The organism is Mesobacillus thioparans, assembly GCF_965138835.1.
GTDB lineage: Bacteria > Bacillota > Bacilli > Bacillales > Cytobacillaceae > Mesobacillus > Mesobacillus thioparans.
On sequence record NZ_CBCSFH010000025.1, the window covers coordinates 22095 to 36120 of the forward strand.

At 43.6% G+C, this 14026-nt stretch carries 18 protein-coding genes; 8 read left to right on the top strand and 10 right to left on the bottom strand.

Features of this window, described 5'->3' with window-relative positions; genetic code table 11:
• Positions 1-152: 152 nt before the first annotated feature.
• Positions 153-881, top strand: a complete 729-nt coding sequence (rluF, locus tag ACNAZ4_RS23385) for a 23S rRNA pseudouridine(2604) synthase RluF (protein WP_415818626.1) — start codon at positions 153-155, stop codon at positions 879-881.
• Positions 882-1115: 234 nt separating this feature from the next.
• Here rluF and ACNAZ4_RS23390 read toward each other — a convergent pair whose 3' ends face one another.
• Both ACNAZ4_RS23390 and ACNAZ4_RS23395 read right to left on the bottom strand, forming a co-directional pair.
• Positions 1116-2384, bottom strand: coding sequence for an MFS transporter (locus ACNAZ4_RS23390; RefSeq protein WP_415818628.1), 1269 nt, complete (start codon positions 2382-2384; stop codon positions 1116-1118).
• Positions 2385-2861, bottom strand: coding sequence for an ArsR/SmtB family transcription factor (locus tag ACNAZ4_RS23395; protein ID WP_415818630.1), 477 nt, complete (start codon positions 2859-2861; stop codon positions 2385-2387).
• A gap of 219 nt (positions 2862-3080) precedes the next feature.
• On the opposite strand from ACNAZ4_RS23395, the gene ACNAZ4_RS23400 reads away from it, so the two are divergent.
• A complete protein-coding gene (locus tag ACNAZ4_RS23400; protein ID WP_415818631.1) occupies positions 3081-3542 on the top strand; it encodes a MarR family winged helix-turn-helix transcriptional regulator in 462 nt (153 codons plus the stop codon).
• Positions 3539-4744, top strand: a complete 1206-nt coding sequence (locus tag ACNAZ4_RS23405) for an MFS transporter (RefSeq protein WP_415818633.1) — start codon at positions 3539-3541, stop codon at positions 4742-4744. The genes ACNAZ4_RS23400 and ACNAZ4_RS23405 overlap by 4 nt, the downstream gene beginning before the upstream one ends.
• Before the next feature lie 201 nt (positions 4745-4945).
• Here ACNAZ4_RS23405 and ACNAZ4_RS23410 read toward each other — a convergent pair whose 3' ends face one another.
• The 5 genes from ACNAZ4_RS23410 to ACNAZ4_RS23430 all read right to left on the bottom strand — a co-directional run bounded on the left by ACNAZ4_RS23410 (position 4946) and on the right by ACNAZ4_RS23430 (position 8641).
• Positions 4946-5461 (bottom strand): CBO0543 family protein, encoded by a 516-nt coding sequence (locus tag ACNAZ4_RS23410; protein ID WP_415818634.1) that lies wholly within the window; start codon positions 5459-5461, stop codon positions 4946-4948.
• A gap of 110 nt (positions 5462-5571) precedes the next feature.
• On the bottom strand, positions 5572-6507 hold the full coding sequence (locus ACNAZ4_RS23415) for a 5-oxoprolinase subunit C family protein (protein ID WP_415818635.1): 936 nt from the start codon (positions 6505-6507) through the stop codon (positions 5572-5574).
• Positions 6504-7271, bottom strand: a complete 768-nt coding sequence (locus ACNAZ4_RS23420) for a LamB/YcsF family protein (RefSeq protein ID WP_415818637.1) — start codon at positions 7269-7271, stop codon at positions 6504-6506. The genes ACNAZ4_RS23415 and ACNAZ4_RS23420 overlap by 4 nt, the downstream gene beginning before the upstream one ends.
• Before the next feature lie 5 nt (positions 7272-7276).
• On the bottom strand, positions 7277-7993 hold the full coding sequence (pxpB, locus tag ACNAZ4_RS23425; RefSeq protein WP_415818638.1) for a 5-oxoprolinase subunit PxpB: 717 nt from the start codon (positions 7991-7993) through the stop codon (positions 7277-7279).
• Positions 7994-8020: 27 nt separating this feature from the next.
• Positions 8021-8641 carry a pyroglutamyl-peptidase I gene (locus ACNAZ4_RS23430; RefSeq protein WP_415818639.1) on the bottom strand — a complete coding sequence of 207 codons (621 nt, stop codon included), beginning with the start codon at positions 8639-8641 and terminating at the stop codon, positions 8021-8023.
• 245 nt (positions 8642-8886) lie between these two features.
• Between ACNAZ4_RS23430 and ACNAZ4_RS23435 the strand changes: the two genes are divergently transcribed.
• From ACNAZ4_RS23435 to ACNAZ4_RS23450, 4 genes are all read left to right on the top strand, one after another.
• Positions 8887-9714, top strand: coding sequence for a glycerophosphodiester phosphodiesterase (locus tag ACNAZ4_RS23435; protein ID WP_415818640.1), 828 nt, complete (start codon positions 8887-8889; stop codon positions 9712-9714).
• A gap of 150 nt (positions 9715-9864) precedes the next feature.
• The gene (locus tag ACNAZ4_RS23440; protein WP_415818641.1) at positions 9865-10230 is read left to right on the top strand and encodes a DUF2089 domain-containing protein; all 366 of its coding nucleotides are present in this window, start codon (positions 9865-9867) and stop codon (positions 10228-10230) included.
• A gap of 11 nt (positions 10231-10241) precedes the next feature.
• Positions 10242-10625: an SHOCT-like domain-containing protein gene (locus tag ACNAZ4_RS23445; RefSeq protein WP_415818643.1), complete on the top strand. Its 384-nt coding sequence runs from the start codon at positions 10242-10244 to the stop codon at positions 10623-10625.
• Between the two features lie 5 nt (positions 10626-10630).
• A complete protein-coding gene (locus ACNAZ4_RS23450; RefSeq protein WP_415818644.1) occupies positions 10631-10918 on the top strand; it encodes a hypothetical protein in 288 nt (95 codons plus the stop codon).
• A 51-nt stretch (positions 10919-10969) separates the two neighbouring features.
• On the opposite strand, the gene ACNAZ4_RS23455 is transcribed toward ACNAZ4_RS23450, so the two are convergent.
• The 3 genes from ACNAZ4_RS23455 to ACNAZ4_RS23465 all read right to left on the bottom strand — a co-directional run bounded on the left by ACNAZ4_RS23455 (position 10970) and on the right by ACNAZ4_RS23465 (position 12410).
• Positions 10970-11488: a GNAT family N-acetyltransferase gene (locus tag ACNAZ4_RS23455; RefSeq protein WP_415818646.1), complete on the bottom strand. Its 519-nt coding sequence runs from the start codon at positions 11486-11488 to the stop codon at positions 10970-10972.
• A gap of 21 nt (positions 11489-11509) precedes the next feature.
• A complete protein-coding gene (locus tag ACNAZ4_RS23460) occupies positions 11510-11638 on the bottom strand; it encodes a hypothetical protein (RefSeq protein WP_415818648.1) in 129 nt (42 codons plus the stop codon).
• A gap of 142 nt (positions 11639-11780) precedes the next feature.
• The gene (locus tag ACNAZ4_RS23465; protein WP_415818653.1) at positions 11781-12410 is read right to left on the bottom strand and encodes a cell wall hydrolase; all 630 of its coding nucleotides are present in this window, start codon (positions 12408-12410) and stop codon (positions 11781-11783) included.
• Between the two features lie 267 nt (positions 12411-12677).
• Between ACNAZ4_RS23465 and ACNAZ4_RS23470 the strand changes: the two genes are divergently transcribed.
• Positions 12678-13880: an MFS transporter gene (locus ACNAZ4_RS23470; protein WP_415818649.1), complete on the top strand. Its 1203-nt coding sequence runs from the start codon at positions 12678-12680 to the stop codon at positions 13878-13880.
• Positions 13881-14026 lie beyond the last annotated feature (146 nt).

Here is a 14026-nt window from a genome sequence, read left to right on the forward strand (position 1 = left end):
GACTAAATAAGGCTTGTTTAATCATTTTTGATTCTTATACTTCACTTATGAGGTCATTTATCAAGTGGATCTTCTTAAGGATTTAGGCAGCAAGGACAGGACAAGGCTTGAAAATAACCACACAGTGGAATATTCTTAATTGTATACTTCAAATGTTTAAGGGTGGGATTAACCTGCGTATCAATAAATTCATCAGCGAAACAGGCAAAACATCAAGGCGGGGTGCGGACCGTCTCATTGAGGAAGGACGAGTGACGATCAACGGCAAGGTTGCGAAGATCGGCAGCCAGGTTGAGCCTGGCGATGTCGTCAAGCTCAATGGTGAAGAAATCAGGGTGTCACAAAATTATGTTTATATTGCCTTGAATAAACCAGTCGGCATCACAAGTACGACGGAAAGACATGTGAAGGGGAATATCATCGATCTTGTCAATCACCCGCTAAGGATTTTCAACATCGGGCGGCTTGATAAGGATTCAGAAGGCTTGATCCTGCTCACGAACGACGGAGATATCGTCAATGAAATCCTCAGGGCTGAGAACAAGCATGAGAAAGAGTATATCGTTTCCGTGGACAAGCCAATCACTCCCGAATTCGTCAAGGCAATGTCTGAAGGTGTCAGGATCCTTGGGACGAAAACATTGCCTGCAAAGGTCATCCAGCTTTCGAAATACGAATTTAATATCATCCTTACACAAGGATTGAACAGGCAGATCCGCCGCATGTGTGAAACTCTTGGCTACGAAGTCCTAAGACTCCAGCGCATCCGGATCATGAACATCCATCTTGGCAGCCTTCAGATCGGCCAATGGCGCGACTTGACCAAAAAGGAGAAGCAGCAGCTTTTCAGCGATTTGAATTACGAACCGAAACAATGGTAAAAAGGATGAGCTCATATCGCTCATCCTTTTTTATCAGCTGTTTTTAAATGGCTCTTTTCTAAAACTTTGTTGCTATTTGCTACAAAATAGGATTGAATTAGCTAAGATTGTTCACACAATTCACGACTATTATGAGAAAAGAGCTTGCAAACTTAGTACCGACCTACACAATGGCTATTATCACGTTAAAATCGGCTTTAGGATTTTAACAACAATCTTTACGAAAACAGCCTTTTACATGGATGCTGTACTTGCCTTGTCTTCTTCCCTCAAAAGCTTGAGGAACATTTTTTCACGGTAAAGGTAAAAGACGACTGCGAACAGGCTGAATCCACACACGGCCAGCAGCAGCCACACGGGCAGTTTTTCAAGCAGCAGCCCAAACAGGATAAATCCTGCAGGTGTCATCGCGCTTGAGCCAGTTTCCAGTAGGGCCATGACTCTTCCACGGTACTCGTCAGGCGTGTTCTTTTGCAGGAGGACGCTTACTGGCGTGTTGATGAACATAATTGCCGCGGCCAGGACGAGGACCATGCTTACCAGATATCCGAAGATCAAAGGATTTGACATTGCCATGAAGCCCGGAATTGCCGGAAGACCAATCAGCATCAATACCGCAGAAAGGATAAGCATGCCTCCAATGATGGATAATTCCTTTCTTCTGATTTCTTTTCTTGCCGACAGGATGAGTGCCATGATCATCATTCCGACCGAGAATGCACCTTCTATGAAACCAAGTTGGACTGATGACATTTTCCTGACTGTCAGGACCAAATAAGGCATCGCCACTGGAAAGACTGCGAACCAGAAGTTCAGCCAGACACTCAGGATCACAAGGTGGAGCAGAAACGGCTGGGCTTTGATATAGGAAATCCCCTGTTTCAGGTCTTCTGCCATTCTGGTTGTTTTTTTATCCTGCGTTTTCTTTGAGAAGAGATTGTATTCTATGAGGATGCTTGCAAAAGCTGCGATGAGATAGGTTAGTATGTTCAATGCCATGAAGAGGTGGATTTGGATGATGCCAAAGAAAACTCCGCCTAGCACCGGCCCTAAAATAGCCGAAAGGGAAATGGCTGCCTGGTTCAAAGACATTGCTTTCTGCAGGTGGTCAGGTCCCACCATGTTGTAGATCGATGAAGTAACGGCGATGGAATAAAAGGTGCTGATGATGCTCAATCCAGTGGTGGCCACATACAAAACCCAGATTTCCTGACTGAAAAACAGGAACGACATTAAGATTATCGCAAGCCAGAAAGCACTCGCAAAGTTCGAGAAAATGATCATTTTCTTGCGGTCCAGGCGGTCGCTCAATGTCCCTGCAACCGGGGCGAGCAGAATCCGCGGCAGCATGCTGAGCACGAGCGTGACAGCAAAATTAAGGCTCGAGCCTGTTTCCGCCAGAATATACAGTCCGATGGCAAAAGCATAGATTGATGACCCAAGAACAGAGGTCACCTTTCCGATCAGAAATAGCACAAGATTTTTCTTGATTGCACCTTCCAATTAACTCTCCTCCTCAAGCGTCCTTTTTAAAGAGATAGTGAACTCATACGAAACTTTATCCTTATCACTCATCTTTGCTGATTTTTTCACGTATTTTAATAATAATTGATCAATATCAGCCTGAAGCTCCTTCCTGTCTTCTTCCGTCAACGAAATATATGTTCCCTGACTTACGACCTTTTCAGTTTCCGGCTTCCCCTGATCGTCGTTAAGGTTGAAGTGGGTTGCTTTTGACCGGTAGTATTTCTCGATGATCCCCCTGTTTTCTTTCGTCTCTTCCAATTCCAGAATGCCGCCATTGTATAGCTGCTGGATATGGTAATGAATGCTGCCAGCTGTTTTACCAAGTTCATCGGCAACCTGCTTTGCCGTCATTGCTTTCGTCGCAAGCAAATAAATGATTTTCACTCGCAAAGGACTCGAGATCAATTTTTGCTGCTCCAAATTCACGTCCATCGTTTTCTTAATATAATCCACTTTGATTCACCTTCCAAAATATTCATATGTTCTAGTTATATTTTACGTTCTAAATTTTTAGAATGCAATAAATATTTAGAACAATCCACTTAATTAATCCTCTAAACCTTTCAAAAAAAATTCCTGTTAATGCTAAAAATATAGTTTGTATACAAATTATATTTACACAAAATATTCATCATGCTAAAATGATATGAGGTAATTGAGGAGGTCACGCTCATGAATATGTCCATGGATAAAGCAATTGGCTCAGCTTCGGTTCGGTTAAGCAAGAAGCTCACTCGAATCATTAACCATCATTTGAAGAATTATCATATTACGACCGAACAGTGGAGTGTCCTGCGCACCCTGAACGAGTCAGATAAGATTTCACAAAAAGAATTATCGATCCGCTCAGACAAAGACCAGGCAACACTGACAAAAATCCTTGATCTCCTTGTAAAACAGGAAAATGTCGAAAGGGTGCCCAATCCCCAGGATCGCCGTTCTTTTCTGGTAGAAATCACTCCAAATGGCGCGCATCTTGTAGAGGAAGTGGCTCCTTATCTTGAAAAGGTTTACGTCGAGATCACCAATGGCATTGGTCCGGACAATCTTGATATTTTCAGGGAAGTTTTATCCAAATTGGAAGACAATATCGCCGGGCTCCAGGAGGAAAACAATCAGAAAGAAGGAATATGATGAACACTACATCCAAGTTGTGGACAGCACGGTTTACGGCCATTCTTTTGATGGCTTTTTTATTTTTTCTATGCCTGCAGCTTTTGACTGCCGGTTTCCCCGCTTTCGTTACAGACATTAAAAACAATCCGGCGCAAGCCGGTTTAATGACTACAGTTTTCATGGTTGCTGCAATCGCCACCCGTTTTTTTGTCGCTTCGCTGATGCAGAAGATGGACTATAAGATATTAAGCCTCATATCTCTGGGGTTAACAGCCATAACTGTTGGCCTTAGCTTAGGCCAGGATTCAGTCGCAATACTGCTCCTGCTCAGGGTTTTCCATGGAGTCGGTTTCGGTATCATTACCACGATCTTTTCGACCATGGCGACCAATATCATCCCTCCCCACCGTCTCGGTGAAGGAATAGGCTATTATGGGATGGCAACAAGTGTAGGGACAAGCCTCGGGCCGATGCTGGCACTGGCCCTGCTCCAGGTTTTTTCTTTCAATATGCTGATCGCGATTTCAGTCGGATTGACCCTGCTGATCATGATCTTGAATATCTTTGTAAAAAGCCCTCGAAAAGCTGTGCCAGCTAAGCCGCAGAAAATCAATTTCCGTGAGCATGCTTTCGACAGAGATGCTTTTACGCCAGCGATTCTTACAGCCTTCTTCTCCATTACGCTTGGCGGAGTCGTAAGCTTCCTGCGGGAACTAGGCAAAGAGGCTAACCTCGGGGCAACCATTTCATTATTCTTCCTTGTCCTGACAATCGTGATGGTCGTCATCAGGCCGGTTTCAGGCAGACTTTATGATAAATACGGCCATAAGTTCATCATCTACCCTGCAGTTGCGTCAGGAATCATCGGATTGACACTTTTGGCTGTCACTCAAAACACCTTAACCCTTTTAGTCGCTGCCGCTTTTTATGGTTTCGCATATGGGACAGTAGCACCTACACTGCAGGCAATTGCGGTGAGCGCAGTATCAAAGGAAAAACAGGGAACCGCGAATGCGATGTACTTTTCCTCGATGGATCTCGGAATGGCTCTGGGATCGGCCGGACTTGGCCTGCTTGCTTCTTATACGAGCTACCACTTCATATACGGATTCTCGGTTATCTTTCTTGTCGCGCTGATGCTTGCCTATACTTTGATTTTCGTTATGAAAAAGAATCCAAAGGACCAATTTGTAGAAACGGCAAAAGAAATTGGCATATGAAAACACGGTGGATTCCTTTCCACCGTGTTTTTTGGCCTTATACTTAATTTTGTTGATATTCACTGCTTTTTATTCTCTATCCCCATTCCTGACCTCATGCCTGCGGATATAAAACCACATCGAGAAATAGGTCAGAAAGAGCAATACGAGAAATACCGGCACAGACAACACATTTTGGATCAACAAATTCATCCACCTCTTTTACTTTAGGCTGTCCAGCGGGAACGGAAATAATAAGTAGAAGACCACTGCAATCGGGACGGAAACAATCCAGGCGATTACTGGTTTTCGATAATGAACCCATATGAAAACGAATAAAATCAGGTTGAGCCAAATATTATGCCAGCTGTTCCAGCCATTGTCGTAAACGAACATCCCTTTATGTGCGAATAATGCTTCTATAATGCTATAAAAGGTCACCCACGTTCCCAAATAGATCAGCTGGTTTCTTCTAGTCGACGGAAACCGCTGAAGATAGATGATCAATCCGACTGGACAGATGAAAAACGTGAACGCGATATTGATGATCGAGTGGTTCAGCCACTCAGCGGTGACTCCGCGGAAAGCCCACAGAGTGTGATTATAATACAGCGTATTGTAGAGCAGATTGATCAGCATGAAAAAAAGGATGGTCGAGTACTGCTTCTTCCATTGCGACCAATCAATAAATCTATAGGCGAAAAAAATCCAGACTGCTATTACCAATAATAGATACATATTGCTTCTCACCCCGTGAAACCTGATTTTATCAGTTATTTCCGGCGGAGAGTTTTTTATACTTAAAAAGACTTGCCCTCTTAAAAGAAGCAGGTCCCGCGAAAAGATATTTAATTAGTGAACAAAAACTTGAACAGTCTTTTCTGCTTCTGGTATTCTTTTTGCGCTTTTTCGATCGTGATTTCCTTGAAGGTGATTTTTGTGCCCGGCAATGACTGGGCGAGAAGCGGAATATCAACAGAGATTACAGTGGCAATCCTGGCGTATCCACCGGTTGTCTGCCGTTCTGACAGCAGGATGATCGGCTGACCGTTGGACGGCACCTGGATTCCTCCGAGAGGGATGGCATCGGAAATAATATCGGAGCTCCCATTTGTCTCCAGCTTCGGTCCCTCAAGCCGGTAGCCCATCCTATTGGATTGGCTTGATATTTTGTATTCGCTAGCTAAAAATTGATCCATGGTTTTTTGAGGAAATTTATCAAGATGCGGCCCAAGAATCACTCTTATTTCCTGCTGTTTTCGATATGAAGGAATTAAATCTTTATGTAGAAAACGGTTTCGCCTGACAAATGGAGTTCCATATAATAGATCTCCTGCTTCCAGGGCGCGGCCTTTAAATCCGCCGAGCCTTCCATTGATGAATGTTGACTTGCTGCCGAGCACGAGCGGGACATTAATCCCTCCAGCAACACCGATGTATGCCCTCGCTCCGTTCTTTATCTTACCAAATGTCAAAGTTTCTCCTTTTTTAAGCATGAAACTTTTCCAATTCGGTACTTCTTTATTTTCCACCTTCGGCTGCAAGTCGCCGCCGCAAATGACGATTGACACATCACTCAATGCTTCAATACTGGGTCCGAGCATCGTTGTCTCCAGCCCTGCTTCACCTAGTTGGTTCCCGACAAGGAGATTGGCCATTCGCAAAGAGTAGTGGTCCATCGCTCCTGAAGGACTGATGCCATATTGTTGATATCCTGTCCTTCCCAAGTCCTGGACCGTCGTCTGTAAGCCTGGTTTGATCACTTTAAATAGAGGCTCTGTCATTTTGCATTCCAGCTCCTGCCGACTTCGATGCCTTCGAATAATAATGTTTCTCTCAATTTCACTGCAAAGTTAAAGGCCTGCGGTTCGTCCCCATGGATGCAGATGGTATCGGCCTGGATTTCAATGTCTGTCCCATCAACCGCCTCGACTTTTCCTTCCTTGACCATCTGAACGACTCTCTTCATTGCCAGCGTCTCATCATGGATCATGGCATTAGCATCGGAACGGGGTGTCAGCGTCCCATCAGTCAGATAGGTACGGTCTGCAAACACCTCATGCGCCACCTGCAGTCCTGTCTCTTTGCCGGCCTTGACAAGGCAGCTCCCAGCGAGACCGAATAACACCAAATTAGAATCGACATCAGCCACTGCCCGGGCAATCGCTTCTGCCACTTTGTGGTCCTTAGCGGCCATATTGTAAAGGGCGCCATGCGGCTTCACATGGACGACGTTTGTGCCGCAAGCCTTTGCAGCCGCTGCGAGCGCACCGATTTGATAGACAGTCAGATTGTATATTTCCCTGGTGCTCATCATGATCTCCCTCCTGCCGAAGCCATGCAGGTCAGGAAAGCCAGGATGCGCGCCGATTTTCACTCCATGTGCTTTCGCTATTTTTACCGTTTCCATCATGACATTATGGTCGCCTGCATGGTAGCCGCAGGCGATGTTGGCAGAAGTGATCTGCTTCAGCACTTCACTGTCATTGCCAATTTTAAATACACCGTAGCTTTCCCCTAAGTCACAATTAAGGTCAACCGAAACCACTTGCCTCACCTCTTTTCATATGTCTTGACCTGGTAGTTTTCTCCCATTTTTTTAATACTTAAAAATTGCTCCTCATTGATTGGCACAAATTTTATATAATGTCCTGAACTCAATAAGAACGGCTCTCTCTTTTCCGGTGAGAATAAATTCACAGGTGTTGTGCCGATAATCCTCCACCCGGAAGGAACGTCCGCAGGATAAATCCCCGTCTGGTTCCCTCCGATTCCGACAGCTCCCGGTTTTACACTCTGCCTTGGGTTCTCGAGTCTCGGAACAGCCAGGTTGTCCGGGAGCCCTCCGAGATAAGGAAATCCTGGCATGAATCCCATCATATAGATGAGATATTCTCTATCACCATGAAGGTCGATGACTTTCTGCTCCCCTAAACCATGATACTCTGCGACAAATCCTAAATCCTCTCCGTACTCTCCCCCGTAACAGACCGGGATCTCATAGACAAGCCGCCTGTCTTGCCGGAAAACTTCTGAAGATTGATCAATGGTTTTAAGTTGCTTTATAAGAGCCTCAAAGGAAATGACATCAGGTTCATAATAAATCGCTAGTGTCGTGTAGGCAGGGACACATTCAATAATCCCTTTGACCCTGCCCTGCTCCAGCTTGTTTAAAAAATAAGTAATCTGTCTGTTTACCTTTTCATTGATTGTATTCCCAAACGAAATGCGGACCGCCGAGTCTCCCAGCGGCGAGATCTCAAAACGCATCTTTTCCTCCTTAAACTTCATGATTAGTCATGATGAAGTACATGTCTCGACAATCACCTTCAATGCCTTTGTCATCACTTCCTGCGGCAAGGATGGCAGCGCAGGATTGCGGGCAGACATTTCTGTCGATGCCGGAAAATGGATAAAACCAGCCTTAATCGCCAGGTTATTTTTACAGATATGATTCAAAACAGCGTACAATGTGTTATTGCAGATGAATGTACCCGCACTGTTCGAAATTGAAGCTGGGATATGCAGCTCCTTCAGGTTCTTTTCGATTAAACGGTTTGGCAATGTAGAGAATAAACCATCCGGCCCTTGATCATCGATTGCTTCATCCGTTGGAATATTGCCCTTATTATCCGGATAAGGATCGCCGGAACCGGTGTCCTTAATATTGATCCCAATTCGCTCCGGAGTAATAGCCGTCCTTCCCGCTGCCAGTCCACAGGAAATCACCACATCCGGCTGGATTCCTTCGATTTTCTTGATCAGTTCTTTCGCACATTCATCATAATTTACCGGCAGCAAAATCGTTTTGATCTCCACATTCTCGATCGAAAACTTCTCAGCTTCCTGAAGTAACTTTTCAGTAGGATTGATACTCATCTTTCCAAAAGGCACAAAGCCCGAGATTAAAACTTTCATGAAACCACACTACTTTCTTTAAGAATTTCCGGTTTTACCAAACATCTATTTTATTATTCTAACAGAATATTAAAACTTTAATGAAATCTTATATGATTTTATTAATTGTAAATAAACGTGAGGAAATGTTCCTAAATATTTTTATAATTCCATTACTCTCTTTAAACAATATTGAAATAGGGTCTTAATACTTCTCCGTTAATCTGGCATTGTTACATATTAAATATCCCAGAGGAGATGGAGAAATGAAGAAGACATTAATCGGAACCGGATTTGCCTTAACCCTCATGCTCAGTCCTTTTCAACAGGCCTTTGCTGCGGAACCTACCACTGGAGAGTTGAGACAGTTTGATACTGTCGCCCACCGCGGAGCTGCAGGTTATACGCCTGAGAATACGATCGCTGCATTTGATAAAGGGCTTGAACTGAAAGCAGATTACATTGAACTTGATGTCCAGCGCAGTAAGGATGGGAAATTGGTCGTGATCCACGACACGACGGTCGACCGGACAACAGATGGAACTGGAAAAGTTGGCGATTTGACTTTTGAAGAGTTGCGAAGCCTTGATGCCGGGAGCTTCAAAGGCGAGCAATTCGCCGGTGAAAAAATCCCCACCTTTGAAGAAGTGCTTGACCGCTATCATGGAAAAATCGGTATTTTGATAGAATTGAAGTCACCTGAACTATATCCGGGAATCGAAGAAGCTGTCGCACAGGAATTGAAGGAAAGAAATTTGGACAAGCCGCAGAATGACAAAATCATTCTCCAATCCTTCAACTTTGAATCAATGAAAAAGATGGATGCCCTGCTTCCAAAAGTTCCGATTGGTGTCTTAACCTCTTCAAAACTTCATGTAACGGACGCTGCTCTTGAAGAATTCGCAGCATATGCTGATTACTTCAATCCAAGCTATGGCCTCGTTTCCAGGGAGCTTGTCGATAAGGTTCATAGTCTCGGAATGGAAATCCAATCCTGGACAGTACGAAGCCCTGAATCAGCCCAGTTCCTGATTGATATGAAGGTAGATGGCATTATTACCGATTATCCTGATTATGTAGATCCGCGAAAATAAGCTAAAAAACCTGTCCTTATGGGATAGGTTTTTATTTTATTTAAATTTTTAATACCAAAATTAATTTTATTAATTATTTTTTAATTAAATATTTACATTATTAATCAAAAATAATAAAATATACTTAATCACAATCGAAAGGAGGCAGTCATGGCCTATCCTGTCTTAACGAATTGTCCTGTTTGCAGCGAAACCCTTAAAATCACTAAGCTGAAATGCAATCACTGTGATACGACAATTGAAAATGAATTCGAACTTTCTAAGCTTGCCTCTTTAACAAAGGAACAGCTTCAGTTCGTCGAGATCTTCCTTGTATCCCGCGGAAATATTAAAGAAGTGGAAAAAGAACTCGGAATATCCTATCCGACAGTCCGTGGAAAGCTCAACGATATTATCACGGCACTTGGATATGACACTCAAAAGAAAAATGAGCTGGATGAAAAGAAAATCGTTGCGATGCTGGAAAAGGGTGAAATTTCCCCAGAAGATGCAATCAAACTTTTAAAAGGTGAATAGGAGGAATGATGATGAGTGAAGAAATTTCAAAGATTTTAACGATGGTCCAAGAAGGAAAGATTGATTCAGAAAAAGGTGCCCAGCTGATTTCCGTACTCAAGGAAAAAGAAACTGCTGCAGTACCTCAAAAACAAAACAAGTACTTGGAGAAAACACTAAAAATCCGTGTTGTATCCAAAGAAAATGATAATGTGAACGTCAATGTGCCAATCAAGCTTGTAAAAGCCCTTCTCAAGACCGGACACAGCATCGCTGCAGGTATCCCTCAATCACAGCAATACGTCAAGGATCTTGATATCAATATGCTGATCGATGCAATCGAAAATGAGCTGGATGGGAATATCGTTGACATCCAATCGGCAAATGGCGATACCGTTAAAGTTGCCATTGAGTAAAACATATGATGAAAATCAAAATCAAAACAAATAAGATTGCTTTCTTCCTCCCTGTCCCTTACACAATCTTAAAAGCTGCAAGTGCCATTCTTACATCTAAAAAGTTCCAGAATCAGATGCATAAATGGGCAAATCAGGATCTTGAAAAACAACATATTCCCTCCGAGCTTTTCACAACAATACTAAACAGGCAGCTGATGAATGAAATCATCCGCGAACTGGGCAAACACAAAGGAACTTTGCTTGTGGATGCAAAATTGCATGATGGCACTGAGGTCATTGTTAAACTATAAAAGCAAAGAAACCCTGACTCCGTTTTTGCCGAAGACAGGGTTTCTATCTAATTAGAACAGCTTCTCGAAACAAACATATATTTCATGCCCCTCCGGTTTGCCTTCCATCCTGACGGTACCGGTCTGTTTATAGCCTCTTTTCTCATAAAATCCGACTGCCCCCTTGTTTCCGGAGTAAGTATCCAGCAGGAGTGCAGCATAGCCATGATCACTGGCAAACTCCTCGGCAAATTGGAGCATCTTGCTTCCAAACCCTCCGCCCTGTGCGGAAGGGTCGATACAGAACGAATGAAGGACGAGCGGTTTCCCATTCGTCTCGGTCCAGTCTGCCTTCTCCCATTCATGGGACTGCCACTCGTCCAGAACCATCACCCCAATGGTGTCATCACCTTTTTTCATGATGAACAATTCTTCGCCCTGCATCGCATTTTCAAAATACTCATGGTTTGGGTATTTCTCATCCCATTGCAAAATGCCCCTTGATTCAAGATACTCCTTGCAATCTGTAAACATTTCACCAATTACAGGCAAATCATCTTCTGTCGCGGTTTCAATCCGTTCCTCAGCCATCTTTTTGCTCCTTTGTATTTCCTATTCACTCTCCGGTGTTACGTTAAAGAAGTTGGCGCTTTTGTCCTTTTTCTTTGCTTCATTTTTCTTATTTTCCATTTTTCCGTCTGATTCATAGCTTGGTTTAAACTCAACTTCTTTCTTGGTCATGTCGGTCCCCTCCTAGTTTGATTACCAGCACACCACGATTTGCTGTCCCTTCCTGATATAGTTCCTCAGAAGCTAGTTTGTGCCGTTTTTTACCTTTGAATGCAAAAAAGCACCGGATTTTCAATAAACCGGTGCTTTCAGCTCAATATGCGAAGTTATGATTGCCAATCTGCTTTGTGACTGTTCTTGTAAAAATCCATTGATTTGTGGCCAGACTCGGATTGTAGTAATAAACAGAGCCATACGAAGGATCCCACCCAAGCAATGCATCCTTCACTGCATTGTAAGCTATGTAATTCGGCTGTAGATGATACTGACCATCATACACCGCGGTAAACGCGTTCCTCTGGAAGATGACGTCATAAACTGTATTCGGGAAATCCTTCGATTCCACCCTGTTCAAAATGACAGCTGCAACTGCTACCTGTCCCTGGTAGCTCTCTCCCCTTGACTCACCATTTACGACATGTGCCATCATCTCAATATCATTGATCAATTGGGTTGTCCGCGGTCCCATCCCTCCGGTTGTTTCCAGTCCAAAATCCCTTTGGAACGCCTTGACTGCTTCAGTAGTAACGGGACCATAATAGCCGGTAGTTTGATCATTGAAATATCCCAGCTTCTTTAAAATGGATTGAACATATGTAACCTCCGAACCTGCCGATCCCATTTTGATTTCTGCAGCTTTTGTTTCAAGCTGTCCAAAACCCAGGAACACTAAAATGACTACACCCGCAGCCAAGCTCATTATGTATTTCTTCAAATTCTCCACTCCCGTTCTTTTTGATTGGCGGATTTTTGCCAATTACTATCCCAATCACCTCCCTTCTCTTGATTTCCCTAAAAATAAACTGGAAAACTCGGCCAAAAGGATGGAAATCATTAGAGAGGGTGGTATAAATTCCTTATTTCCGTATCCTTTTGGTCCATTCAACCGTTTTAATGCATATATAAAAATATTTAGCTTTACGAAGGTTTACAAATATCCGATAATTGAATATATAAAAAAATTCATAAGAAACCGAGAGGCATAAACTGTATGTGGAGAAATAAGAATGTGTGGATTTTATTGACTGGTGAGTTCATTGCCGGATTAGGATTGTGGCTAGGGATAATTGGGAATCTCGAGTTCATGCAGGAGAAGATCCCTTCCGACTTTTTCAAATCGCTGCTGCTTGCTGCCGGTCTGCTTGCAGGAATTGCCGTAGGACCGCTTGCGGGAAGGTTGACGGATCAATACAGCAAAAAGGCGGTCATGCTGATCTCAGGGTTCGTCCGGGTAGTCAGCGTCGTTTTCATGCTGATTGCGATTGAAACAGGATCAATATGGTGGATGCTCGTCTTCCTTGTGCTGCTGCAAGTATCCGCTGCGTTTTATTTTCCGGCGCTTCAGGCGGCGATTCCCCTTGTTGTCAATGAGAAGGATTTATTGCAGTTGAACGGGGTCCATATGAATGTATCCACGCTTTCACGAATAATCGGGACAGCAGCAGCAGGAATCCTCCTCGTGGCCATTCCATTGAATGCTGTCTATCTCCTGTCGATGGCTGCCTATCTTGTCCTTTTTGTCCTCACCTGGTTTCTGCAATTTGAAGAAAAGCAGAAAACCAATGCAGTCACAGGAGGACCGAAACAGGGGTTCAAAGACGTATTCCCTATTATCGTAAAATTGCCGATCGTAATGATGACCTTGATCCTGACGCTGATTCCGCTCATATTCCTCGGAGGCTTCAACCTGGTCGTCATCAATATCAGTGAATTGCAGGAGAGCTCGGCTATCAAAGGGTGGATCTATACGGCTGAAGGACTTGCATTTATGAGCGGAGCGTTTTTGATCAAACGGATCAGCCATAAGTTCTCACCTTATAAAATCCTGTTTTCCAGCTCGATGCTGATCGGCCTATCACAATTGATGCTGTATTTTGCCGATCAGCCTGTACTGACGATCATCGCCTTCCTGATGTTTGGCTTTTCTGTTGGCTGCTTCTTCCCGACAGCAGCTACGATATTCCAGACCAGGGTGCCGAAAGACTACCATGGCCGCTTTTTCTCATTCCGGAATATGATGGACCGGGTTTTCTTCCAGATCGTTTTGCTCATAACCGGATTCCTGCTCGATGCGGTCGGGCTTCAGAAGATGAGCGTCATTTTTGGAATATTGGCCATTTCGATGACAGCTGCCTTTTTCATAAGGTCACGTAATTTAAGAGCTATCACTGACCAGGAGCAGAGGATCAGCTAAATACAAAAAGAACTAGTCATCACTGATATGCTCCCCTTTAGGTAGACAGATTAAAAATAAAATCTGTTTACTTAATGGGGAGTTTTTATTATGTCAAAAAGGGCCTTTCCACTCCAAGATAAAATTAAGATTATAAAGGCATTGGA

Bases quoted from the DNA above. Each gene is read 5' to 3' on its own strand.
- rluF (WP_415818626.1), top strand. From the start codon at position 153: ATGTTTAAGGGTGGGATTAACCTGCGTATCAATAAATTCATCAGCGAA.
- ACNAZ4_RS23400 (WP_415818631.1), top strand. From the start codon at position 3,081: ATGAATATGTCCATGGATAAAGCAATTGGCTCAGCTTCGGTTCGGTTA.
- ACNAZ4_RS23405 (WP_415818633.1), top strand. From the start codon at position 3,539: ATGATGAACACTACATCCAAGTTGTGGACAGCACGGTTTACGGCCATT.
- ACNAZ4_RS23410 (WP_415818634.1), bottom strand. From the start codon at position 5,461: ATGTATCTATTATTGGTAATAGCAGTCTGGATTTTTTTCGCCTATAGA.
- ACNAZ4_RS23415 (WP_415818635.1), bottom strand. From the start codon at position 6,507: ATGACAGAGCCTCTATTTAAAGTGATCAAACCAGGCTTACAGACGACG.
- pxpB (WP_415818638.1), bottom strand. From the start codon at position 7,993: ATGCGTTTTGAGATCTCGCCGCTGGGAGACTCGGCGGTCCGCATTTCG.
- ACNAZ4_RS23430 (WP_415818639.1), bottom strand. From the start codon at position 8,641: ATGAAAGTTTTAATCTCGGGCTTTGTGCCTTTTGGAAAGATGAGTATC.
- ACNAZ4_RS23435 (WP_415818640.1), top strand. From the start codon at position 8,887: ATGAAGAAGACATTAATCGGAACCGGATTTGCCTTAACCCTCATGCTC.
- ACNAZ4_RS23440 (WP_415818641.1), top strand. From the start codon at position 9,865: ATGGCCTATCCTGTCTTAACGAATTGTCCTGTTTGCAGCGAAACCCTT.
- ACNAZ4_RS23445 (WP_415818643.1), top strand. From the start codon at position 10,242: ATGAGTGAAGAAATTTCAAAGATTTTAACGATGGTCCAAGAAGGAAAG.
- ACNAZ4_RS23450 (WP_415818644.1), top strand. From the start codon at position 10,631: ATGATGAAAATCAAAATCAAAACAAATAAGATTGCTTTCTTCCTCCCT.
- ACNAZ4_RS23455 (WP_415818646.1), bottom strand. From the start codon at position 11,488: ATGGCTGAGGAACGGATTGAAACCGCGACAGAAGATGATTTGCCTGTA.
- ACNAZ4_RS23460 (WP_415818648.1), bottom strand. From the start codon at position 11,638: ATGACCAAGAAAGAAGTTGAGTTTAAACCAAGCTATGAATCAGACGGA.
- ACNAZ4_RS23470 (WP_415818649.1), top strand. From the start codon at position 12,678: ATGTGGAGAAATAAGAATGTGTGGATTTTATTGACTGGTGAGTTCATT.